Origin of the sequence: Thauera chlorobenzoica, from assembly GCF_001922305.1 — a bacterium.
Classification (GTDB): Bacteria; Pseudomonadota; Gammaproteobacteria; order Burkholderiales; family Rhodocyclaceae; genus Thauera; species Thauera chlorobenzoica.
Genome location: NZ_CP018839.1, coordinates 3,343,568 through 3,363,682 on the forward strand (window position 1 = coordinate 3,343,568; position 20,115 = coordinate 3,363,682).

Here is a 20,115-nt window from a genome sequence, read left to right on the forward strand (position 1 = left end):
CGCCACCCGCCTCAGCGTTGATCCAGCCGGGAGAGCATGCCCGGGGTGGATGGTCAGAGTGGAGCACGACGTACCTGCAGGGTCCGTGTCACTGGACAGTTTCGAGAGACGTCACGGTCAGCACACCACCGACCCTCTCGACGGAAAAGCGGATCTTGTCGCCGACCTTGACCTGATCGAGCAGGCCCGGCTGGGCCGCGCGGAACACCATGGTCATCGCCGGCATGCCCAGCGACTCGAGCGGGCCATGGGCAATGGTGAGCTTGCCGGCCGGCTTGTCGAGCTTCTTCACCGTGCCGTCGGCCAGCCTGGCGTCAGCCTCGCTCGGGGCGCTCGCCCCGCCGTGATGGGCGCTGTGATCGGCCTGCGCCAACGCCATCGGAGCGGTGCCACCGAGCAGGGCCAGGAGTGCCGTGGTGATGAGGGTCTTCTTCATGATCGGTTTTTCCAGGGGTTGAAATTCTGGGTGGATTCGAACGTCGGCGCCATTATGCGAAGCGCTCACCGACGGGACGCTGACGCAGGGATTACATTTCCGTCAGCCAACCTTGATCGTGCCGATCATCCCGGCCTGGAAATGGCCGGGGATCAGGCAGGCGAACTGGAACTCCCCCGCACTGTTGAAGTGCCAGATCATCTCGCCGCGCCCGCCGGGCGCGACATGCGCCATCCATGGCTCGTCATGTTCCATCCCGGGGAAGCGCTGCATCAGCTCCGCGTGCTCGGCAAGCGTCGCGGGCGTGCCGACCACCATCTCGTGCATCACCGCGCCTCGATTCTCGTGGGTGAAGCGGATCGTCTCGCCCAGGCGGACCTCGATGTGGCCGGGTACGAAGCGCATTTCATCGGTCATCACGATGGCGATCGTGCGCGAGACCGATCTCCCATCGCCCGCAATCCCCCAGTCCAGCTGCTCGCTGGGGGGCGCGGACGCGGCTTTGGCGGCATGCTCGGCATTGCCATGGGCGAACGCGCTGCGGTGAACGGCAAGCACACCGGCGGCAAGGCTGGTGGCCAGAAATCGGCGACGACTTTTCATGGGAATCTCCTTCTCTGTGGGTTGAATCTTGTTGGTGTTGTCGTGGGGGCTGATTACGAGGCGATCGACTTCAATGCCCCTGATGGCCGGCAGGCTTGCGAACCGTCATCTCGACCGATCGCGCAGGCTCGGTGCGCGGCATGCTCGAGGGTCCGGCTGCAGCACTGCGCGCCGGTTCGGGTAGCGCCGCGCCCGCCCACTCGTAGGCCACCGTCCCCTTCGGGTGCTTGAACCAGCCCGGGTCGCGGTAGTCGCCCCGCTGCTGCTCGCGGCGCACCTTGAGCACGGTGAACATGCCGCCCATCTCGACGGCGCCGAACGGCCCCTGCCCGGTCATCATCGGCAGGGTGTTGTCGGGCAGGGGCATCTCCATCTCGCCCATGTCGGCCATGCCGCGCTCGCCCATCAGCATGTAATCGGGCACCAGCTTCTGGATGCCCTCGACCAGGCCGCGATGGTCGACGCCGATCATGGTCGGCACGTCGTGCCCCATCGCGTTCATGGTGTGGTGCGACTTGTGGCAGTGCATCGCCCAATCGCCCTCCTCGTCGGCGATGAACTCGATCTGGCGCATCTGGCCGACGGCGACGTCGGTGGTGACCTCGGGCCAGCGCGACTCCGGCCGCGTCGGCCCGCCGTCGGTGCCGGTAACCTCGAACTCGTGGCCGTGGATGTGGATCGGGTGGTTGGTCATGGTCAGGTTGCCGATGCGCACCCGCACCCGGTCGCCCTTCCTGACATTGAGCGAGTCGATGCCCGGAAAGGCGCGGCTGTTCCAGGTCCACAGGTTGAAGTCGAGCATCGTGTTGATCTTGGGCACGTAGCTGCCGGGCTCGATGTCGTAGGCGTTGAGCAGGAAGCAGAAGTCGCGGTCCACGCCCGCGATGTGCGGGTGCGGCGCGCGCGGATGCGTGACCCACATGCCCATCATGCCCATCGCCATCTGCACCATCTCGTCGGCGTGCGGGTGGTACATGAAGGTGCCGGGGCGGCGGGCGACGAACTCATAGACGAAGGTCTTGCCCGGCGGGATCTGCGGCTGGTTGAGGCCGCCGACCCCGTCCATGCCGTTGGGCAGGCGCTGGCCGTGCCAGTGGATGGTGGTGTGCTCGGGCAGGCGGTTGGTGACGAAGATGCGCACGCGGTCGCCCTCGACGACCTCGATCGTCGGCCCGGGCGACTGGCCGTTGTAGCCCCACAGCCGCGCCACCATGCCGGGGGCGATCTCGCGCTCGACCGGCTCGGCGACGAGGTGGAACTCCTTCACGCCGTTGCGCATGCGCCAGGGGGCGGTCCAGCCGTTCAAGGTGACGACCGGGTCGTAGGGGCGTCCGTCTGGTGGCGACAGTGGGGCCGCCGTTACGGCGCTGGTCTGGATCACGGGCTCGGGCAGCGCCGCGAGCGCGGCGCGGTTGACGGTTCCGGCAGCGGCCAGCAGGCCTGCCCCGGCGAGAAAGCTGCGTCGGGTGGTCATGATCGTCTCCGGATAGGTCAGTGGCCACCACCGGCTTGCGCCGGTGATGCGCTTGATTGAAGGCTGAGCGGCGCGATCGGCTGGCCGAGCAGGCTGGCCTTGAGCCCAGCCTCGGCGCGCCAGAAGTCGCGTTCGGCCTCGATCGCCTGCACCACGCTCGCCGACTGCGCGCGCGCGGCGGCAAGCAGCTCGAACACGCCGATCAGCATCCCGTTGTACTGGAGCACCGACTCTTCGGTGATGTTCTGACGCAGCGGGACCACCTCGTTGCGGTAGTGGCGCGCGAGATCGTATGCACTGCGATAGCCCTCGTAGGCTACCCGGACCTGGGAGCTGGCGTTACTGGCAAGCTCGAGCGTGCGATTGAAGGCCGCGAGATAGCGGGCCTCGCCGCCGGCGCGCGCCGCGTCGCCGAGGTCGAACAGCGGCAAGGGCAGCTCGAGCTCGAAGCCGCGCTGGGTCGATTCGCCGGTCTCGCTGTTGCGCACGCCGGCCACATGCAGGCCATTGACGACGCTGGTGACCCGCGTGAGGCCCAGGCTCTTCGCCGTCCGGTCGAGATCGGTGCGGGCGATGCGCACGTCGAGCCGGTTCTCCAGCAACGCCGCACCGGCGGTGGCTTCGTCCATCGGCGCCTCGGGCAAGGCCGGCAACTGATCGGGCAGACGCAGCGCCTGCGCCTGGCTCGGAGTGAGGCCCAGACGCTGGATCAGGGTTTCGCGTGCGGCGGTGGCGTTCTGGCGGGCGCGGATCAGGTTGGCCGTTTCCTCGGCGGCGAGCGCCTGTTCGCGCGCGCGCTGCAGGCGGCTGAAGTTGCCGGTGGCCTGCATCCGACGGGCGAGCTCGGCAGCGGTCCCGGCGGCCGTGGCCACCTCCTCGCGGTAGCGCGCGACCTGTCGCGCCGCGACCGCATCGACCCAGGCCTGGCGCACTTCAGTGACGGTGCTCAACAGCGCAATCGAGGACTGCAGCCGGGTCTGCTGCTGGCGGAACTCGGCCTGCTCCAGCCGCGCGGGCAGAAACAGCAGGTCGAACAGCGAGATGCCGAGCGAACGGCCGATGTCGAGTTCGCGCCCCTCGGCGCCCGAGCGAAACAACCGCTCGAAGGTGAACACCGGATTGCCGATGCGGGCCGAACCGGTCGCATCCGCCGAGGCCACGGCGGCTTCCGCCAGCAGGGACTGGAACGCCGGGCTGTAGCCCAGCGCGATGCGCACCGCGTCGTCGATCGCCAGCGGCTGTGCGAGCAGGCGATCGACCTCGGCGCGCATCGCCTCGCGCTCAGGGTCCGAGCGCAGCCAGCGCACCTCGCTACCCGTCTGCTCGCGCGCAAAGCGCTCGACCTCAGCGAAGTTCTCATCGATCGCAACGCTGGCGCACCCGGTCAGCACGGTGGCGGCCAGCAAGGATATGGGGAGACTGGCTCTCATCGCTCGCCCCCTTTCGAAGTCGGCGTGAGGTGGCCCATGTGCCCGCCGAGACGTCCAGCCTCGTCGTTGGCATCCTTCCACGACCGCAAGGGCTCATCGACACGGTAGGGCCGATATTCGTTCAGGGGCGAGCGATACGCCGGCACGCGCTGTGGCTTGGGTGACCCAGACTGGGTCGCGGCAGGCGCGTGGTCAGCGGGATTAGACGGAGAGGAGGGCTCGGCCTGCGCGCCCGACACGAGCGCCACGGCGACGGCCAATCCTCCACCGAGGTGGATGAGTCGTCTCTGCATGGGGAATGTCTCTTTGTTGGTCTTGTGATGAATCGGACGCGGGGCGATCGACGAGGTCGCCGCTCCGCGTCCCGATGCTCAGTTGGGCATCGCCGGCTTGGCGGCCGGATGCATCTTCATCATGTTCTGCATCATGCCCATGTGCTCTTGCATCATCTTCATGTGCTCCTGCATGAGCTTGGGATCCATCATCATGCCGCCCATGGGTCCAGCCCCGGGTCCAGGACCACCACCCTTCATCATCGGACCAGCCCCCATCTGCCCCCCCATCATCGGGCAACCAGTGGGCGTGCCCTGCGATGCAGCCTCCAGGGCCTTGACCTGCTCTTCCATCAGGGCCATGCGACGTTCCGGGTTGGTCTCGGCACGGATCGACTTCATACGTTCCTGAAGCGCGGGGACACTCGCTGCGGGCGGCCAGGCCTGCACCGGATCGGTCGTCTGCGCGACGACCGGACTGCCATGCAAGGCTGCAGCCAGAGCGACGACGGGCATGAGCCCGGCGAGACGGTACAAACGCAGTTTCATGATCGATCTCCCATTGGTCGCGGGGTTCCGTCGCGGTACGGAACGCTGTGCCACGCAGAGCATCTTGCGCCCGCCTGCCTGTCGTTGGCCTGACCTGGAAATTACATTTCTGTAAGCCCGGGGGTTATCCAGCACCCCGGGCGCAAAATCGGGCACAGGCAGCACGAAGCGCGTAGGAGCGAAACAATGAAAATTCTGATCGTCGAAGACGAAGTGAAGACCGGCGACTACCTCCGCCAGGGGCTCACCGAAGCCGGGTTCGTCGTCGACCTTGCAAGAGATGGCCTCGATGGGCTCCACCTCGCCCTTAACGGTGACTACGACCTGGTCGTGCTCGACGTGATGCTGCCAAGGCTGGACGGCTGGGGCATCCTGCAAACACTGCGTCGCAGCAGTCGTGAGACCCCCGTGTTGTTCCTGACTGCCCGTGACCAAGTTGAGGATCGGGTCCGTGGTCTTGAGCTCGGCGCCGACGATTACCTGGTCAAGCCCTTCGCGTTTTCCGAGTTTCTCGCGCGCGTTCGCACGCTGCTGCGCAGGGGAAGAAACCACGAACCGGAGACCCTGCGCTCAGCGAACCTGGAGCTCGATTTGCTTCGCCGCCGGGTGAACCGATGCGGGCAGCGCATCGATCTGACCGCCAAGGAGTTTGCCTTGCTTGAACTGCTCCTGCGACGCAAGGGTGAAGTATTGCCCCGCTCACTCATCGCTTCGCAGGTGTGGGATATGAACTTCGACAGCGACACGAACGTGATCGAAGTTGCCGTGCGCAGGTTGCGCGTAAAGGTCGACGACCCCTTTGAGCCGAAGCTGATCCACACCGTGCGGGGTATGGGCTACGTGCTTGAGGCGATGGAGCCGATCTGACGATGATCCGCATTCACTCGCTGACGGCGAGACTGGCAACACTATTTGCCGTCCTCGCTGCGAGCCTGCTTGTGCTGGCAGCGATGCTCTTTGGGCGCATGTTGGACATGCATTTCCAGGAGCTGGACATGCACGAGTTGCAGGGCAAGGTCACGCTCATCCGCAACGCGCTGCAAAGTGTTGATGCGACTGGGGGGCGATCGGAACGCATTGAGGCGCTCGAACGCTCCTTCGTTGGACATGAAAGTGTCGGTGTCCTGGTTCGCGACGTCGAGGGACGCGTCCTGTACATCATCCATCCCGAGCATTTCACCGCCTCCCAGCGGGCAGGCGAACCCCTTTCACGCGCGTTAACCGACTGGACCGTGGATGAGCGCCCCCATCGAGGGCTCGAGGTCAGCATCGCGCTACCGAGCCTTGGGGCGAAGGAGCAGACGATCGAGGCGCTGGTCGCAGTGGATCTGTCGCATCACGTCCACTTCCTCGCGTCGGTACGTCATGCAACTTGGGCGGGCGTCTTCGTCGCTGCCTTGGCGGCGGCGCTATTCGGCTGGTTTGCTGCGCACCGGGGCCTCGCCCCCCTGCGCCGGGTCACCGAAACTGCCCGTCGGCTGTCGGCAAGGCAACTCGGCCAGCGTCTCGCCATCGATGATGCGCCGCTGGAAGTGCGCGACCACGTCGAAGCCTTCAATGGCATGCTCGCTCGGCTCGAAGCCGCTTTCCAGCGGCTCGGCGATTATTCGGCGGATATAGCCCACGAACTGCGTACGCCGATCTCGAACTTGATGACCCAGACCCAGGTCGCGCTGTCGCGGCCGCGCACTCTCGACGAATACCAGGACATCCTGGCCTCGAACCTCGAGGAATACGAGCGCATCGCGCGCATGGTCAGCGACATGCTGTTCCTCGCCAAGGCCGACGAGAACACCCTCGCGCACGCGGGCGAGGCGATCGACCTGGCCCGCGAGGCAGACGCACTGATCGACTTCTACGAGGCGCTGGCCGACGAGCGCCAGGTCCGCATCGTGCGCCAGGGCCAAGCGAGCGTTCAGGGTGATCGCCTGATGCTGCGGCGCGCGCTGTCGAACCTGATCTCGAATGCGCTTCGTCACACACCGAAAGAGGGGCAGATCACGATCAGGATTGACGCGGACGCAGCCGGCGTCCGTCTCGCCGTCTCTAATGTCGGCGACCCGATACCCGCCGATCAGATCGAACGGATCTTCGAACGCTTCCATCGCGGTAGCGCCCAGCGCGAATCTCGCGGTGAAGGCGCAGGGCTCGGACTTGCGATCACGCGTTCCATCGTCCAGGCCCACGGGGGTCACATCACTGCGCGCTCCGCTGAAGGTGTCACCTGCTTCACGATCACCTTGCCTCGCAATGAAGCCTCATCGCCTTCCTGATCCTGCAAAGTCGACCGGGGTCCCGGCTGTCTGACGGAAATGTAATTTTGAGGTCAGCTTCCCGTTGGGCTCAAAGTGCCAAACTATGCCTCGACGCCATCAACCGGAAGACGAACATGAAGACGAAAACTTTGCTCGGCGGGCTCGTGGCAAGCCTGATGATCGTGAGCGGCGCAGCGTTTGCGCAGGGGCCCGTACGCGTAGAGGTCTACAAGAGCGCTTACTGCGGGTGCTGCGGGAAATGGGTCGAGCACCTGAGAAAGAACGGCTTCGATGTCGTGACGAAAGACGTCGATGATGTCCCCGCAGCCCGCAAGGCACTGGGCATGCCGGACCAATACGGCTCGTGTCACACGGCCAAGGTAGGTTCCTATTCCGTCGAGGGGCACGTCCCTGCGGACGACATCCGACGGCTTCTCGCCGAGTCCCCAAAGGCAATCGGACTGGCTACGCCAGGCATGCCGCAGGGGTCGCCCGGCATGGAGACCTCGACCCCGCAACCCTATGAGACGCTTCTGGTCGGGCTTGACGGAAGCGCGAGGGTTTTTGCCCGACACTGACGGCAGAGCTGGTGAGTATCGACTTTATGAGCGCAGTGCCGGCCGACTTACGAACCACGCTGGCCTCAGCTCGCTCTAGGGCTGGTTTCGGATCTCACCGGTCGCTCGAATGACGACTCTGCTACTACCATGTGTGGCAGCAAATGGCCGTCCGCCGACGTTGGACATACCAATACCGTCGCGACCTCCCACCGTGAAAAGCCTGATCCACTGGCTGGCACCGTCCGTGCTACGTTACAACCCTCCGCACGAAGCAAACCAATGCATCCACAGCATCCCTCCGCTCCACCCCCTAACAGCCGGGGCACTCGCGCTGCGCTGGTCTTCGCCTTGACGGCCGAGCGCCTGTCGGTCTTCTATGACCACGGCCAGTGGCCTACCGCGGCGCAGGGCGCGAGTCTCGTCGCAGACTGGCTCGGCCGCAGCGGGCGCAGTCTCTCGCCGGCCGATCGGCATCACCTGTCGGAACTCAGTGATGAACTCGCCCGCCAGATTGCCGGCTCGCTATCGCGCGAGGCGGGGCTACACACGGCGCACGAGATGATGGAAGCCCTCGACCCCAACTACGAATCCGATGTGGCCCGCTCGCTGATGGCGGAATGCGTGCGGCTACTCGACGGCGCCTGACTCGTTGTCGTTCACCGCACGCGCCACGATGCGCCCTGCGCCCGCAGCCCGCCCTACTCGCCCACCTTCCCCCGCCCCGCTTTCACCGCTGCGCGCCGCGCCTTGCCCTCCAGGCGCCGGGTAACGGAGGCACGCGTCGGCCGCGTGGCGCGGCGGACCTTGGGCGGTGTGGCAACGCGGTTGATCAGTTCTTCCAGCCGCCGCAGCGCCTCGGCTCGGTTCTTCTCCAGGCTACGGAACTTCTGCGCCTTAATGATCACCACCCCGTCCTTGCTGATGCGCTGGTCGCCCAGTTGCAGCAGCCGTGTCCGGATCTCCTCCGGCAAGGATGAAGCGGCGATGTCGAAGCGCAGATGCACCGCGTTCGACACCTTGTTCACGTTCTGCCCGCCCGCACCCTGGGCGCGGATCGCGGTGATTTCGACTTCGTCGGGCGAGACGGTCACATGGGGGCGCATCGGTGTCCGCCTTGCGGATCAGGCGTTGCCTGCCGCCACCCTGCCCGCCTGGCGCGCCGCCTCTTCCTTGCGCGCCGCCTCGATGATCTGCATGACTTCCTCGAGATCGGCGAGTCTGTCTTCAGCGTTGAAGACCCCGGTGAGCTCACTGTCGGGCTGCAGCCTGCCGGATTCGTACAGCGACCAAATCTCCTTGCCGTACTCGGTGTCGCGCAGCTCGGGGGCGAACTGGCCGAAGTAGGCGGCGAGGTTGTCGACGTCGCGCTCGAGCATGGCGCGCGCATTGTTGTTGGCGGCGGCGTCGACAGCCTGCGGTAGATCGATGATCACCGGCCCGTCGCGGTCGACGAGCACGTTGTATTCGGACAGATCCCCATGGACGATGCCGGCGCACAGCATGCGTACGACCTGGCGCACGAGATCGGCGTGGTAGCGCCGCGCGTCGTCCTCGCTGAGCACGACGTCGTTGAGCCGCGGTGCCGGTTCGCCGTCCTCGTCGGTCACCAGCCCCATCAGCAGCACGCCCTCGTGAAAGTCGTACGGGGTCGGCACGCGCACCCCGGCCGCGGCGAGCAGGCGCAGCGCGTCGACCTCGGCGTGCTGCCACGCGGCTTCCTGTTCCTGCCGCCCGTAGCGTGAGCCCTTGGCCATCGCGCGCGCCTGGCGGCTGTTCTTGACCTTGCGCCCCTCGGTGTAGTCAGCCGCCTTGTGGAAACCGCGCTTGTTGGCTTCCTTGTACACCTTGGCGCAGCGCAGCTCCTCGCCACACTGCACGACATAGACCATGGCCTCCTTACCGCTCATGAGCTGACGCAGGACGGCATCGACGAGCCCGTCGGCCACCAGCGGTTCGATTCTGCTCGGGGTCTTCACGTGTTGGGTCGGGTCCTGGATGTGTTGCGGTCGGGGGCAGCGCGCAGCATATCAAGATACAGCGCCTCCACCTGTTCGCGCGCCCACGGCGTGCGGCGCAGGAACTTGAGGCTCGAGGCGAGGCTCGGCTCGTGGTTGAAGCAGCGGATGTCGATCTGCCGTCCGAGCGCCGCCCAGCCGTAGCACGCCACCAGTTCGTTGAGGATCCGCTCCAGCGTGAGGCCGTGCAGGGGATTGTTGGGTTGAGGTGCGGTCATCGCGTTCTCTCGCGTCCGGGCCGGCGGTGGTATGGGTCGATTGGACCACGTGGTAACTCGCGACGCGGCCACGACGGTTTCGCTCCGCTCAAATTTCGAACCCGGTCGCCCGCGCCCGCCAAATCACGATCCAAACTGCCCTTCGTAAACCATTGTTTTGTATAGGGCGCGTGCGAAACCGCCTTTCGCACCACAACAGAGAGTAGAGAGCCTCTCTGCCTAATTTTTGTGCAGTTTATGACGAACGTGTGAAACCAGGGGCGATTCATGCTTCAACCTCTCCTTTGTACAGTGTACGATGTACAACAAAAAATCATGGGTATTATGAGACGCGATGAATCGTAATCTAGAGGTCGTCTTCTCAACCAATATGCTCCTGGCTACCCATGCCGTCGGTAAGCCATGAACGCGCAATTGCTTGCCCGCTACGAGCTGTTTCGCACGCGCGATCTTGAAGAAGCGAGGGAGCAAGTCGGCCGCATCCTGAGTCCGCACCGCCTGACATCACCCAATCCGCGCGCCGCCTTCGATGTGCGCTACCAGTATGTCAATCTAGGCGACACGTCAGTGATGTATGCCGAATACGGGGGCGATGTGGTAATCGACCCGGGTGCGCTGGAAAGTTTTTATCTGGTTGGAATGCCGCAGGCTGGGAAAACCCTAGTGCACATAGCGGGCCAGGATATCGTCTCGCGTCCAGGCTATGCCTCGGTGCAGTCACCTACCCGCCCGCTGCGCACGACATGGCTCGATGGATGCCGCAAACTGACCGTGAAAATCGACCGGTGCGCGCTGGAGCGGCACCTCGCGCAACTGCTGGGCCGGCCGTTGGATCGGCCGATCGAATTCGAACCACTAATGAACGTCGAACGAGGCCCGGCACTCAGCTGGCGTCATATGGTCGATTTTCTGCTAAGTGAGCTGAGCGGAAATTCCGCCTTGATCGCCACGCCGGAAGCGAGGCGCCGCATCGAGGAACTTCTCATGAACGCACTACTCACTATTCAACCGCATTCCTACAGTGACGCGCTCACGACGCCTGCCGGCTCTGCCGCCCCCGCCTGCATCCGCCGGGTCGAGGACTATATCGCCGCCAATCCGTTTCAAGCCCTCACCCTCCAGACGCTCAGCCAAGTTGCAGGGGTATCCCCCCGGTCCTTGCAGGAAGGCTTCAAGCGCTACCGCGGTGTATCGCCGATAGCATTTGTCACCGAACGCCGTCTCGAGCTCGCACGACGCACATTGCAAGAAGGACGGCCGCACGACAGCGTCACCGAGGTAGCATTGCGTTGCGGTTTTTTTCATCTAGGCCGCTTCGCCCAGAGCTACAAGGTTCGTTTCGGCGAAACACCCTCCGAGACCTTCCGTCGCGCTTCAGGACGCTCAAGGTAGACCTACTCTACTGCGTTCCCCCGGTGCGACTCGTATGTTTGAGCCCGGCCAGTTCGGTAGAGTCTGGACGTCGTTAAGGTGCCAGACCGGCCCGTGCAGCTTGACATCGGCTTGGGTGTTCGAGCCAGTCTCTGAGTACAGAGCGCACTGTCAGCGTGCTGGCTTTCCTCAAGGCCAAACGGCCACGCGCCCCAGTTCAACCGAGCGCGTATGAACAAGCAAGGGTTCTGCAACCTCAATTCACAGCGGTGCTGGTGCGCTGTGAGGATCTGGACAGCTTAATCCAACTGATCGCCAACGCCCAGCAACAAGCCATCGCAGCGATGGTCGCGCGTCGGCACCGGTTGCTGACCGTTCTGGTGTCCGAGCGCCAGCGCCTGCAGTTGGAGATGCCCATGGTGCGTCCGAACATCGAAGCCATGATCGAGTCCATCCGCGCGCGCTCGACAACAAGGTCGAAGCGCAAATTGCCGGACATGTGCGCGAGCACTACGGGGCGCTCGAGAAGCTGCTGCGCTCGGCCAGCGGCATCGACCCGGCTGCCAGCGCCGCCCTAATTGCTGATCTGCCTGAGTTCGGACCGCTCAACCGGCGCCAGATCGCCACACTCGCCGGGGTGCTGCCGATTGACCAACCCACGACTCGGCTGCAATCCGTGGACGACGCTACATCCAGGTCGGGCGCTTCCAGATTTGCTGCGTCCTCTACATTGCCACCTTGCCCGCTTCACTGCACAACCCCGGCATCAAAGCCTTCTACCAGCGTCTCCATGCAGTCGGCAAACTGCCCAATGCCGCCCTGGTCGCCGGCACGCGCAAGCCGCTGTCCACGATCAACACCATGGTCCGCAACGACACAGGGCTGCCTCAGTTACCCATACTGGAATAGACCCATGTCAGTGATGCAAGCCGCGGCAGTGGTTTCGCCGCAGAAAGCGGCCGCAGGCTGCACAAAATTTGTGCAAACCGCTACCACCTTGGGCAGACGACTGACTGGTCCATAATGGTAAATATGAAGCTGCGGCTGCCCTGAGCACCGACACGCCTTGGGACAATTCATTGACCCGGTGGACGGATATTCAGAGCGCCGCGACCACAATGACTTCAACGCGAATGGCGGGGTGAGCCAACACCACGGCACAGGTGGCACGGGCAGGCGGACTGTCATGATCGACCCACGCCTCCCATATCTCGTTCATCGCATCGAAATCACCGATGTCCGCCAGCCAAACTTGGGCCGACAGGATCTTCGAGCGCTCACTGCCAACCTCGCCCAACAGACGGTCGATGCGAGAAAGTACTTGACGGGTCTGCTCAGCAACAGGCGCAGTAAAATCATCGGGGACCTGCCCCGCCAGATACACGGTATCTCCGTGAACGACCACCTGGCTCATGCGGGGCGAAGTCTGTTTTCTCAGAATAGTCATGGATACCTCTGCAACATAATCATTTCAAAATTCCTGGCAGCCACATTGCCACCGCTGGGAACATAAACACGATGGCGATGGACAGCACTGAGATGCCTGCGAAAGGCAGCGCCGCACGCCACATCTCGCTACTGCGCAAATCGTGCACGATGCTCTGAATCGCAAACAAGTTCATGCCGATGGGCGGGGTGATCATACCCAGTTCCAGATTCATCACCAGGAGAACGCCGAACCAGATAGGATCGAAACCCATTGCGGTGACGACTGGAAAGACGATGGGTACGGCAATTAGCGTAATGGAAATCGGGTCGAGGAAACAACCAAGCAACGTCAGAACGAGCAAAATTCCGACTAGGATTAGGAGCGGCGCCAGTTCGAACGAAACAACCGCAGCCGTGATCTCTTGCGGAATCTGCATCACGATCATCGCGTGTCCCAGGAGCGAGGAACCGATGACGATGCTGAGAAGGCGAGCCGAGTTCTCGACAGTGCGTAGAAGTGTCTGCCAGAACGCGCGCGGTTCGAATCGCCGGTCGGTCAGGATGTTCACCATAATGACGTAGATAGCACCGACCGCAGCCGCCTCCGTTGCAGTGAACACGCCGCCGTATATCCCGCCGAGTACAATGATCGGCAGCGCTAGTGCCCAGCCGGCTGCGGTCAACGCTACGAATCGTTCAGCCCACGGAACCTGAGGTAGGGGTTGGGGCACTCGCGCCAGAAGCAAAAGGAACAGGATGGTAAGCCCTAACTGCAACAGACCGGGAACCAGGCCCGCGGCAAACAGAGCGCGCACCGAGGTGTCGGTCAGTGCGCTGTAAAGGATAAACGCGAGGCTCGGCGGAATCAGCATGCCGAGAGTACCGCCACTTGCTACGAGACCGGCTGCTAACTCTTTGTCGTAACCTCGCGCACGCATCTCGGGTATCGTAATACGGCCCAGAGTGACCGCGTTGGTCATGCTGGAGCCTGAGATGGCGGCGAACACTCCGCAACTGGAAATAGTGGCGATTCCGAGCCCGGCGCGTAAATGCTGCGTCAGGGCGGTTGCGCTGCGATACAGACGCTGACTGCTGCTGCCCGCGGTGAAACTCTCGCCCATCAGAACATAAAGCGGCAACGCCACGAGAACAAAGGAGTCGACCGCCTTGAATCCGGCAATAGCGAGCTGAGTCGTTCCCTGGAGATCGCCCGAGTGCAAGAACAGCATCACCACCGCTGTTGCACCGAGGGCAAAAGCCACCGGCATGCCCAGTAAGAGAAACAAAATCAGTCCGCCGAATGCGATGATGTAATCCATCGCTCAATCTCCTCTTTGAATTAACTTGATGAGTTGCGAGATACCCTCGCACACGAGGAGCAAGGCCCCAAGTGGAATGGCGGACTGGAGAATGAACATCGGCACCTCGAAGGCGGTATAAGAGACGTTGCCGAGTTCGTAGGAGCGCCAGGCTACGCGGGTGCCCGCGTATAGCAGGATGACAAAAAATAGCTGGGCGATACACAGTGTCACTACCCGCGCCACTCGGCGCTTGCTCGGCGACAGGTAGACGAGCAGTAAATCGACAACGATGTGCTGTCGGCGCCGCATCATAAACGCCATGGCGAGAAACGCCATCATGATGTTGAGGAAGATGGGAAGATCCGAGAGCCAACCTGGGCTTGCCCCGGTGAAAAAGCGAAGGGCAACATCGGCACCGATCATCAACGTCATTACACCGACCGCCGCAGCGGACAGGCTGAAGAAGAAGAACTCAATGCCTTCTAGCCACCTATCCAGAATGCTCCACACGCATCTACCTTGGTCCCTCGCCGACACCGGTAATTCCGGTGAGCATGCCGCAACCTGCTCTTGTTCCACTTATTTTCCCCCGGTAGCCATATCGAGCAATTTTTTGCCCGCGGGACCGGCCTGCCCAACGAACTTCTCATGTACGGGCAGCAGCTTCGCACGCCATTGTGGCAATTCCTCAGCCGGGACCTTGTGCACCACAATGCCGGCCGAAGACATGGCTGCGATCGCCTTTTGCGTCTGCTCTTCAGTCTGCGCCGCCACCCAATCTTGAAGTGCGCGCGCCTCTTCGCGAACGATGCTTGCCAACTCGGTTGGCAGCGATTCCAGCGCAGCCGTATTGGCAGTCATGATGTGCACCGGCCAAGCAACATTGACGGCTGTGAAATTCTTCTGCGCCTCATGTAGCTTTCGCGCCGTCATGCTGCTCGGGCCAATGAGAATGCCGGAGACGATGTTGCGCTGAAGTGCGATGTAGTGATCGGACGGAGGGGTCGACACCGGCGTTCCACCTAGCGCTGCTACGGACTCGGCAAACAGGCCGCCCGGTACGGTGATTCGCAGTCCCTCTAGATCTTCCGGCTTATTGATAGCGCGACTGCCGGTCAGGAAGCTCATCGGGCCATAGTCCACCCATGCAAGATGGGTCATCCCCTTGGCCTTAAGGTCGGCGGCCAGCGTCTCGCCGAATTCGCCGCTAAGCAGCCTGAACATTGCTGCGCCGTCGGGAACCAGCATCGGCAAATCGAAGACGGCGACAGTCGGGACGTAACCAGAATACCCGACATCCGCCGCCATCCCCAGATCGAGCGAACCATTGATGAGCGCCTCAGGAATTTCGCGCATGCCGAACAACTGTCCTGCGGGGTAGATGTCGATGCGCAGCCGTCCCTCAGTCCGCTCCTCGACGCGTTTGACAAAGGTTTCCGCCGCCGTGTGATAGTAGTGGACTGTCGGCCATTGGTGAGCAAGCTTCCATCGGTAGCTGTCACTCTGCGCGTACGCCGTGCCTAGGAAGAGCCCGGCAAGGGCGACGGAAATGACGGCGAATATTGTTCTAGTCCAGTTCATAGCCTCCTCCTTATACTAAGTTTTCACATTTCCGCTTCAGTAGTATTCTGATGGGTCGATCCGGACATCGACTAAGACCGGTTTCTCCAATGCGAAGGCCGTCTGCAAGACGTCCGTCAACGTGTCCGGTCTGTCGGCCACCATCGCTGCGACCCCAAGACCGCGCGCCACGGTGCAGAAGTCGATAGCCGGGTCGTCGAGCCAAGCACCCGGAAAACGCCCGGTTCGTACCGCCGCCTGGTTGAACTCGCCAAGCCCACGTCGCACGGCCATGTATCCACCGTTGTTCACTACCACGAAGACTACAGGGAGGCGCATGTGCGCCGCCGACCATAGCCCCTGAATGCTGAACATTGTTCCCCCATCCCCGACGAAGGCGGCAACGCGGCGGTTGGGTAAGGCCAGTTGAACCCCCAAGGCTGCTCCCAGCCCCCAACCTAGCCCTCCTCCTGACGTGCCAAAATATCCCCGGCCCCGTGTAAGCGAAAAGCGGTGAAGCATCAGGAATTTCGACAAGACCGATTCATCGACGACTACACCGTCAGCCGGAAGTGCTGTATCCAGCGCAGTGAGGAGATCAATGAGTCGAACCCGGCCGGGCGGCCGTTCATCAAGCAGGGGCCGCGCGATAGGAGATGTTTGCGCTGCACCCCGCGCAGCGCGGATGCGGCGCCTAGCAAGACTCTCTGCCCCCAATGCCGCAGGTCGCTGTTGTTTGAGCATGGAGACGAGATCGTGCAGGGCAGCATCGGGGGCACCCAGGAGCGCTTTTTCGACGGGGTAAATCTTTCCGAACTCGCGCGGGTCACTGCCAACTTGAAACAACCGCACGCCGTGATGCAGATACGGCTCTGCCGGATACGCATACTCCATAAACAGTCGCGCGCCAAACGCCACCACAACATCGCAGTCGCGGACTACAGGCAGAACAGGCGAGAAATTGCCATGGTAAAAGATGTGATCAGAGGGGAAGTTCGCCGCGTTCGTCGTGAAAACCTCCTCCCCTACCACAGGCACAGCCAAACTTTCGGCCAATTCCTGCAGCCACCCGGCCGCGCCCGTGAGGCCAACCTCATTACCAGCGATTAAGAGCGGTCGCTCCGCCGTCGCCAGCACTTCCAGAATGTCCTGCAGATCGTCCGGGTGGACACGACTAGACGCAGACTTCACCGGCCGCGCAAATTCGCCCTTGGCGCTCTCCGGCAGATCTGCTCCCATGTAATTCTCCGGCACCGCAAGGAAAGCCGGCCCTCGTGCTGGAGTGGCGGCCTCCTTAAGGGCGCGGTATGTGAGTTCAGGGAATTTCTCAGGTAGCGTCACCCTCCAGGCCGCCTTTGTAAATTGCCTCGCTAGGCCCGTGATATCCGGTACCTCCACGAAGCAACCACGCCCGGAAAGCCGATCATCCTTGTCCCCGGCTATAACGAGCAAAGGCACTCGGTCGCTGTGGGCGTTGATCATGTGTACCAAGGTGTTGGCAGTGCCAACCGACGTGTGCACGAGCACCACACCGGTGGTGCCGCTGGCACGCCCGTACCCGTCGGCCATCGAGGTTGCAACCCCTTCGTGCAGGCAAAGACGGAAAGACAGTTCTTCGCTGATGAAGCCGTCAAGCAAAGGCAGTTCGGTGGTTCCCGGATTACCGAAAACCTGACTAATGCCGTTCGCTTTCAGGACGGCCAAAGTTTCCTTGGCTGCATTGGTCATGATTCGTCTTGATTTCTGTGGTGTTGACGAATCGTAACGAGCCGTTGAAAAGGCTGAAATCCGATTTGCGCGACGCGCTATCCACTAAGCGCAAGGGAGGTGCTTCTATCGACAGACCTTCAGGCTATCTGTCCTTATCCACCAGCTTCCTGTCCACTAGACCGCGTCAATCGGCAGTTGATTAGGACCATCTAAAACGCGAGTTGTACGGATGGTGTGGCCGGACGATACCGCCAGTAAAGAGCGACGACGATTTTGCTCGCACCATAATCTCGAACCCGGTCGCCCGCGCCCGCCAAATCACGCTTCAAACCGCCCTTCGTAACCCATTGATTTGTATAGGTCGCGTGCGAAACCGCCTTTCGCACCAACAGAGAGTAGAGAGCCTCTCTGCCTAATTTTTGTGCAATTTATGACGAATGTAGGGTTTCGGGCGCGCCCGCACCTTCCGCACGAATCGCTGGAACCCGCGCCAGTGCTGGCGTTACGGGCAGATAAGACAAAGCCCGGAGCGAGTCCGGGCTTTGAGGGTATTGGTGGACCGAAAGGGGATCGAACCCTCGACCTCTGCATTGCGAACGCAGCGCTCTCCCAGCTGAGCTATCGGCCCTGAAAGAGCGCGCATTATAGGCAAGCCCGCCCCGAAAAGGAAGCCCCTGCGACAGGGTCGTACCCGGCTTCTCGGTTCGTTGGGTTTCAACCGCCGGAGCCGGCGGCGGCGCGGTCGAGGCGGTCGGTGATCGCACGCCAGTGGGGGCCGGCGGGTGGGGTTTCGATCAGGATGAAATCGGCGTCAAGGGCGTCGAGGGCGCGCAGGCTGGCATAGAGTTCGCGAGCGTAGGCGGTGGCATCGGCCGGTGCGGACTGCCAGATCAGACGCGAATCGTGCGGATCGGGCGCACGGTGGGCGAGCACGGCGACGCGGCTGCCCTCGCCCGCGAGCAGGGCCGCTTCCCCCGCCAGGCGCTCGCCTGCCACCAGGCGCAGCGGGGTGCGCGGCGCGTAATGGGCGGCGAGGGCGCCGGAGACGCGCGGTGCCGGGGCCTCTGCGGCCGGCGCCGCAGCCAGCTCGATTGCCGCCTCGCCGCGCAGTCGCGGGCGACGGCCGATGATGCGGGCGATGTCGTCGGACGTGATCGCGCCGGGGCGCAGGATCTCGGGCGGGTCGCGCGAAAAATCGACGATGGTCGATTCGATGCCGACCTCACAGGGGCCGCCGTCGAGCACCATCGCCACCTTGTCGCCGAGTTCGTCCTTCACATGCAGCGCGGTGGTGGGGCTGATGCGACCGAAGCGGTTGGCGCTGGGCGCGGCGATGCCCGAATCGAAAACCTGCAGCAGGGCGAGCGCGACCGGATGGGAGGGCACGCGCAGGCCCACGGTGTCCTGACCGCCGGTGACCTCGTCCGGGACCGCCGGGTCGCGCTTCAGGATCAGCGTCAGCGGGCCGGGCCAGAAGGCGCGGGCGAGCGCGAGCGCCTCCCCGGGAATATCCGTGGCCCAGCGTGGCAGGTGCTGGACGCCGGGCAGATGGACGATCAGCGGATGATCCGCCGGCCGGCCCTTGGCTGCGAAAATCCTGCGCACGGCCTCGGCATCGAGGGCGTCGGCGGCAAGGCCGTAGACCGTCTCGGTGGGCATGCCGACGAGTTCGCCGGCGCGCAGCAGGTCCGCCGCCTCGTGGATCGCGACCAGGGTCGGCGGCTCGATGCGGCCGCGGGGTTTGGCCCGGGTGCCACTCATTCGTCGCGGATGCCGATCGCCGCGCGCGCGCCCAGCGCGCGCTCCAGCACTGTACCGGGATCGTCGCCGACCACGGTAAAGTGCCCCATTTTGCGCCCCGGCCGCGCATGGTGCTTGCCATACAGGTGCAGGCGCAGGCCGGGCACGGCATGCAGCACCGACCAGTCGGGCTCGCGGTAAGCGCCGTGGCCCTTGCCGTCGGCGTACCACAGCTCGCCGAGCAGATTCACCATCACCGCCGCCGAGTGCTGGCGCGGCGCCGCCAGGGGCAGGCCGCACAGCGCCCTGACCTGCTGCTCGTACTGGCTGACGTCGCAGGCGTCGAGGGTGTGGTGGCCGCTGTTGTGCGGACGCGGCGCCATCTCATTGACAAACAGCTCGCCGGCGCAGACGAAGAACTCCACCCCCAGGGTGCCGACATAGCCGAGGCGCTCGGCGATGCGCTCGGCGATGCGTTGCGCCTCCGTCGCTACACCTCCCGCCTCGCTGGCAGCAAGCTGCGCCGGCGCGATGGTGACGTCGAGAATGCCGTTGCGGTGGCGGTTGTCGCCCGCGGGAAAGCTGCGCACCGCCCCCGTCTCGTCGCGCGCGAGCACCACCGACACTTCGCAGTCGAGCGCCAGCATCTTCTCCAGCACGCAAGGTTCGCCCTTGAAATGCTGGAAGGCCGCCAGCGCCTCCTCGGCATCGGCAACCCGGGCCTGACCCTTGCCGTCGTAGCCGAAGCGCGCCACCTTGAGCACCGCCGGAAACAGCGCGGCAGGCGCGCTGCGGATGTCGTCCTCACCACGAATCACCGCGCACGGCCCGTGCGGCAGGCCATGGTCGGCGAGGAAGGTCTTTTCGGCGATACGGTTCTGGCACACCGCCACCGCGCTTGCGGCCGGATGAACGGGGATGAACTTGCCGAGGTAGTCCAGGGTGTCGGCCGGAACGTTTTCGAATTCGGTGGTCACCGCAGCACATCCGGCCGCCAGTGCGTCGAGCGCGCCGTAGTCGTCGTAGGCGGCGACCAGGTGGCGGTCGGCGATGAGGCCGGCGGGGCTGTGCGGGTCGGGATCGAGCACCCACACCTTGTAGCCCATCTCGTGTGCGGCGGAAACGAAAAAACGGCCGAGCTGGCCGCCGCCGAGCATGCCCAGGGTGGCTGGCGGGAGGATCATGATGCGGCT

21 protein-coding genes and 1 tRNA gene are annotated in these 20,115 nt (G+C 63.6%); 6 read left to right on the forward strand and 16 right to left on the reverse strand.

What is annotated here, in order from left to right; genetic code table 11:
- Nucleotides 1–88 precede the first annotated feature (88 nt).
- The 5 genes from Tchl_RS15610 to Tchl_RS15635 form a co-directional block, all read right to left on the reverse strand.
- The gene (locus Tchl_RS15610) at nucleotides 89–436 is read right to left on the reverse strand and encodes a copper-binding protein (RefSeq protein ID WP_075147232.1); all 348 of its coding nucleotides are present in this window, start codon (nucleotides 434–436) and stop codon (nucleotides 89–91) included.
- A 102-nt stretch (nucleotides 437–538) separates the two neighbouring features.
- Nucleotides 539–1,039 carry a cupredoxin domain-containing protein gene (locus Tchl_RS15615; RefSeq protein ID WP_075147231.1) on the reverse strand — a complete coding sequence of 167 codons (501 nt, stop codon included), beginning with the start codon at nucleotides 1,037–1,039 and terminating at the stop codon, nucleotides 539–541.
- Nucleotides 1,040–1,109: 70 nt separating this feature from the next.
- Nucleotides 1,110–2,513 (reverse strand): multicopper oxidase family protein, encoded by a 1,404-nt coding sequence (locus Tchl_RS15620; protein ID WP_075146732.1) that lies wholly within the window; start codon nucleotides 2,511–2,513, stop codon nucleotides 1,110–1,112.
- 17 nt (nucleotides 2,514–2,530) lie between these two features.
- Entirely contained in the window at nucleotides 2,531–3,943 is a 1,413-nt protein-coding gene (locus tag Tchl_RS15625) for a TolC family protein (protein ID WP_075146731.1), read from the reverse strand.
- A 371-nt stretch (nucleotides 3,944–4,314) separates the two neighbouring features.
- Nucleotides 4,315–4,764 (reverse strand): hypothetical protein, encoded by a 450-nt coding sequence (locus Tchl_RS15635; RefSeq protein WP_012586273.1) that lies wholly within the window; start codon nucleotides 4,762–4,764, stop codon nucleotides 4,315–4,317.
- A gap of 186 nt (nucleotides 4,765–4,950) precedes the next feature.
- On the opposite strand from Tchl_RS15635, the gene Tchl_RS15640 reads away from it, so the two are divergent.
- From Tchl_RS15640 to Tchl_RS15655, 4 genes are all read left to right on the forward strand, one after another.
- Complete coding sequence (locus tag Tchl_RS15640) at nucleotides 4,951–5,631, forward strand: heavy metal response regulator transcription factor (protein WP_002943434.1); 681 nt, start codon at nucleotides 4,951–4,953, stop codon at nucleotides 5,629–5,631.
- Between the two features lie 2 nt (nucleotides 5,632–5,633).
- Nucleotides 5,634–7,037 (forward strand): heavy metal sensor histidine kinase, encoded by a 1,404-nt coding sequence (locus Tchl_RS15645; protein ID WP_004357698.1) that lies wholly within the window; start codon nucleotides 5,634–5,636, stop codon nucleotides 7,035–7,037.
- Between the two features lie 116 nt (nucleotides 7,038–7,153).
- Nucleotides 7,154–7,597, forward strand: coding sequence for a DUF411 domain-containing protein (locus Tchl_RS15650; protein ID WP_002943438.1), 444 nt, complete (start codon nucleotides 7,154–7,156; stop codon nucleotides 7,595–7,597).
- A gap of 261 nt (nucleotides 7,598–7,858) precedes the next feature.
- Nucleotides 7,859–8,224, forward strand: a complete 366-nt coding sequence (locus Tchl_RS15655) for a hypothetical protein (RefSeq protein ID WP_075149183.1) — start codon at nucleotides 7,859–7,861, stop codon at nucleotides 8,222–8,224.
- A 53-nt stretch (nucleotides 8,225–8,277) separates the two neighbouring features.
- Here Tchl_RS15655 and arfB read toward each other — a convergent pair whose 3' ends face one another.
- Genes arfB through Tchl_RS15670 form a run of 3 tightly spaced genes read right to left on the reverse strand, consistent with a single transcriptional unit; the run spans nucleotide 8,278 to nucleotide 9,812 of the window.
- Nucleotides 8,278–8,682 (reverse strand): alternative ribosome rescue aminoacyl-tRNA hydrolase ArfB, encoded by a 405-nt coding sequence (gene arfB / locus Tchl_RS15660; protein ID WP_075149184.1) that lies wholly within the window; start codon nucleotides 8,680–8,682, stop codon nucleotides 8,278–8,280.
- A gap of 18 nt (nucleotides 8,683–8,700) precedes the next feature.
- On the reverse strand, nucleotides 8,701–9,555 hold the full coding sequence (locus Tchl_RS15665; protein WP_075149185.1) for a PA4780 family RIO1-like protein kinase: 855 nt from the start codon (nucleotides 9,553–9,555) through the stop codon (nucleotides 8,701–8,703).
- A complete protein-coding gene (locus Tchl_RS15670; RefSeq protein ID WP_075149186.1) occupies nucleotides 9,552–9,812 on the reverse strand; it encodes a VF530 family protein in 261 nt (86 codons plus the stop codon). The genes Tchl_RS15665 and Tchl_RS15670 overlap by 4 nt, the downstream gene beginning before the upstream one ends.
- Nucleotides 9,813–10,214: 402 nt before the next feature.
- On the opposite strand from Tchl_RS15670, the gene Tchl_RS15675 reads away from it, so the two are divergent.
- Together Tchl_RS15675 and Tchl_RS15680 are read left to right on the forward strand one after the other, a co-directional pair.
- Entirely contained in the window at nucleotides 10,215–11,204 is a 990-nt protein-coding gene (locus tag Tchl_RS15675) for an AraC family transcriptional regulator (protein WP_075149187.1), read from the forward strand.
- Nucleotides 11,205–11,359: 155 nt separating this feature from the next.
- A complete protein-coding gene (locus Tchl_RS15680) occupies nucleotides 11,360–11,761 on the forward strand; it encodes a hypothetical protein (protein WP_146060793.1) in 402 nt (133 codons plus the stop codon).
- 521 nt (nucleotides 11,762–12,282) lie between these two features.
- On the opposite strand, the gene Tchl_RS15685 is transcribed toward Tchl_RS15680, so the two are convergent.
- The 8 genes from Tchl_RS15685 to Tchl_RS15720 form a co-directional block, all read right to left on the reverse strand.
- Nucleotides 12,283–12,630 carry a RidA family protein gene (locus Tchl_RS15685; protein ID WP_075149189.1) on the reverse strand — a complete coding sequence of 116 codons (348 nt, stop codon included), beginning with the start codon at nucleotides 12,628–12,630 and terminating at the stop codon, nucleotides 12,283–12,285.
- A gap of 19 nt (nucleotides 12,631–12,649) precedes the next feature.
- Complete coding sequence (locus tag Tchl_RS15690) at nucleotides 12,650–13,930, reverse strand: TRAP transporter large permease (RefSeq protein ID WP_075149190.1); 1,281 nt, start codon at nucleotides 13,928–13,930, stop codon at nucleotides 12,650–12,652.
- Nucleotides 13,931–13,933: 3 nt separating this feature from the next.
- Complete coding sequence (locus tag Tchl_RS15695) at nucleotides 13,934–14,422, reverse strand: TRAP transporter small permease (RefSeq protein ID WP_146060792.1); 489 nt, start codon at nucleotides 14,420–14,422, stop codon at nucleotides 13,934–13,936.
- A gap of 69 nt (nucleotides 14,423–14,491) precedes the next feature.
- On the reverse strand, nucleotides 14,492–15,493 hold the full coding sequence (locus Tchl_RS15700) for a TRAP transporter substrate-binding protein (RefSeq protein WP_075149192.1): 1,002 nt from the start codon (nucleotides 15,491–15,493) through the stop codon (nucleotides 14,492–14,494).
- Between the two features lie 36 nt (nucleotides 15,494–15,529).
- The gene (locus tag Tchl_RS15705; RefSeq protein ID WP_075149193.1) at nucleotides 15,530–17,200 is read right to left on the reverse strand and encodes a thiamine pyrophosphate-binding protein; all 1,671 of its coding nucleotides are present in this window, start codon (nucleotides 17,198–17,200) and stop codon (nucleotides 15,530–15,532) included.
- Nucleotides 17,201–17,734: 534 nt separating this feature from the next.
- Nucleotides 17,735–17,810: transfer RNA gene (locus Tchl_RS15710), tRNA-Ala, on the reverse strand.
- Between the two features lie 86 nt (nucleotides 17,811–17,896).
- Nucleotides 17,897–18,943 carry an L-threonylcarbamoyladenylate synthase gene (locus Tchl_RS15715; RefSeq protein WP_075149194.1) on the reverse strand — a complete coding sequence of 349 codons (1,047 nt, stop codon included), beginning with the start codon at nucleotides 18,941–18,943 and terminating at the stop codon, nucleotides 17,897–17,899.
- Nucleotides 18,940–20,106: a 5-(carboxyamino)imidazole ribonucleotide synthase gene (locus Tchl_RS15720; RefSeq protein ID WP_075149195.1), complete on the reverse strand. Its 1,167-nt coding sequence runs from the start codon at nucleotides 20,104–20,106 to the stop codon at nucleotides 18,940–18,942. The genes Tchl_RS15715 and Tchl_RS15720 overlap by 4 nt, the downstream gene beginning before the upstream one ends.
- Between the last annotated feature and the right edge of the window lie 9 nt (nucleotides 20,107–20,115).

Bases quoted from the DNA above. Each gene is read 5' to 3' on its own strand.
- Tchl_RS15610 (WP_075147232.1), bottom strand. From the start codon at position 436: ATGAAGAAGACCCTCATCACCACGGCACTCCTGGCCCTGCTCGGTGGC.
- Tchl_RS15615 (WP_075147231.1), bottom strand. From the start codon at position 1,039: ATGAAAAGTCGTCGCCGATTTCTGGCCACCAGCCTTGCCGCCGGTGTG.
- Tchl_RS15620 (WP_075146732.1), bottom strand. From the start codon at position 2,513: ATGACCACCCGACGCAGCTTTCTCGCCGGGGCAGGCCTGCTGGCCGCT.
- Tchl_RS15625 (WP_075146731.1), bottom strand. From the start codon at position 3,943: ATGAGAGCCAGTCTCCCCATATCCTTGCTGGCCGCCACCGTGCTGACC.
- Tchl_RS15635 (WP_012586273.1), bottom strand. From the start codon at position 4,764: ATGAAACTGCGTTTGTACCGTCTCGCCGGGCTCATGCCCGTCGTCGCT.
- Tchl_RS15640 (WP_002943434.1), top strand. From the start codon at position 4,951: ATGAAAATTCTGATCGTCGAAGACGAAGTGAAGACCGGCGACTACCTC.
- Tchl_RS15645 (WP_004357698.1), top strand. From the start codon at position 5,634: ATGATCCGCATTCACTCGCTGACGGCGAGACTGGCAACACTATTTGCC.
- Tchl_RS15650 (WP_002943438.1), top strand. From the start codon at position 7,154: ATGAAGACGAAAACTTTGCTCGGCGGGCTCGTGGCAAGCCTGATGATC.
- Tchl_RS15655 (WP_075149183.1), top strand. From the start codon at position 7,859: ATGCATCCACAGCATCCCTCCGCTCCACCCCCTAACAGCCGGGGCACT.
- arfB (WP_075149184.1), bottom strand. From the start codon at position 8,682: ATGCGCCCCCATGTGACCGTCTCGCCCGACGAAGTCGAAATCACCGCG.
- Tchl_RS15670 (WP_075149186.1), bottom strand. From the start codon at position 9,812: ATGACCGCACCTCAACCCAACAATCCCCTGCACGGCCTCACGCTGGAG.
- Tchl_RS15675 (WP_075149187.1), top strand. From the start codon at position 10,215: ATGAACGCGCAATTGCTTGCCCGCTACGAGCTGTTTCGCACGCGCGAT.
- Tchl_RS15685 (WP_075149189.1), bottom strand. From the start codon at position 12,630: ATGACTATTCTGAGAAAACAGACTTCGCCCCGCATGAGCCAGGTGGTC.
- Tchl_RS15690 (WP_075149190.1), bottom strand. From the start codon at position 13,930: ATGGATTACATCATCGCATTCGGCGGACTGATTTTGTTTCTCTTACTG.
- Tchl_RS15700 (WP_075149192.1), bottom strand. From the start codon at position 15,493: ATGAACTGGACTAGAACAATATTCGCCGTCATTTCCGTCGCCCTTGCC.
- Tchl_RS15705 (WP_075149193.1), bottom strand. From the start codon at position 17,200: ATGACCAATGCAGCCAAGGAAACTTTGGCCGTCCTGAAAGCGAACGGC.
- Tchl_RS15715 (WP_075149194.1), bottom strand. From the start codon at position 18,943: ATGAGTGGCACCCGGGCCAAACCCCGCGGCCGCATCGAGCCGCCGACC.
- Tchl_RS15720 (WP_075149195.1), bottom strand. From the start codon at position 20,106: ATGATCCTCCCGCCAGCCACCCTGGGCATGCTCGGCGGCGGCCAGCTC.